Origin of the sequence: Mesorhizobium sp. M1E.F.Ca.ET.063.01.1.1 (assembly GCF_003998155.1) — a bacterium.
GTDB lineage: Bacteria > Pseudomonadota > Alphaproteobacteria > Rhizobiales > Rhizobiaceae > Mesorhizobium.
The window spans coordinates 1-1143 of sequence record NZ_RZSC01001205.1 but is presented as its reverse complement, the minus strand read 5'-3'; the positions used below and the strand labels follow the sequence as shown (position 1 = coordinate 1143).

The 1143-nt window shown below is 65.2% G+C and carries 1 protein-coding gene; it reads right to left on the bottom strand.

Going from position 1 to position 1143, the window contains the following annotated elements; translation table 11 throughout:
* Nucleotides 1-1143 (bottom strand): 3'-5' exonuclease (locus EOA29_RS37285; RefSeq protein WP_245468745.1); only part of this gene is annotated, 1143 nt, incomplete at both ends.

Below are 1143 nucleotides of genomic sequence, written 5' to 3'. Positions count from 1 at the left end.
GACATAGGCAAGGCGGCGCTCTTCCTCCAGGCCGGAGCGGCCGCCTTCGTCGAGCGCGCGCTGATGCGGGAAGAGGCCTTCCTCCCAGCCGGGAAGGAAGACGGTCTCGAATTCGAGGCCCTTGGCCGAGTGCAGCGTCATGATCGAGACCGCATCGAGCGACTCGCCCTGCTCGGCCTCCATGACCAGCGCCACATGCTCGAGGAAAGAACGCAGCGATTCATATTCCTCCATGGAGCGGATCAGCTCCTTGAGGTTCTCCAGCCGCCCGGGCGCTTCCGCCGAGCGGTCGTTCTTCCACATGTCGGTGTAGCCGCTCTCCTCGAGAATGGTCTCGGCGAGCTCGGTGTGCGGCTTGGTCTCCAGCGCCTTCTGCCAGCGCTCGAAATTGGCCGCGACCTCGCGGAGCGCTGCGCGCGGCTTCGGCTTCAACTCGTCGCTTTCGGCAAGCGTCGCGGCGGCCTCCAGCATCGGGATGCGTAATGTCCGCGCCGTGTCGTGGATCTGGCGGATGGTGGCTTCGCCCAGCCCGCGCTTCGGCACGTTGACGATGCGCTCGAAGGCAAGGTCGTCGCCGCTGTTGGCAACGACGCGGAAGAAGGCCAGCGCATCGCGGATTTCCATCCGCTCGTAGAAACGCGGACCGCCGATGACGCGATAGTTGAGCCCAAGCGTGATGAAACGGTCTTCGAAGGAACGCATCTGGAACGACGCGCGCACCAAGATCGCCATGTCGTTCAGATTGTGCTTCTGGCGCTGGTAGGCCTCGATCGTCTCGCCGATAGCGCGAGCTTCTTCTTCCGAGTCCCAGGCGGCATGGACATGCACCTTATCGTCCTCGGGATCGTCGCGGTCGGTGAACAGCGTCTTGCCGAAGCGGCCTTCATTGTAGGCGATGAGGTGCGAGGCCGCGCCCAGGATGTGGGCGGTCGAGCGGTAGTTGCGCTCCAGCCGGATGATGGTGGCGCCCGGGAAATCCTTGTCGAAGCGCAGGATGTTGTCGACCTCGGCGCCGCGCCAGCCATAGATCGACTGGTCGTCGTCGCCGACGCAGCAGATGTTTACGGTGGATGCGCGCCGGTTTCCCTCCCCCTTGAGGGGAGGGTGGCCGGGCGAAGCCCGGTCGGGTGGGGGCCTCGCGGC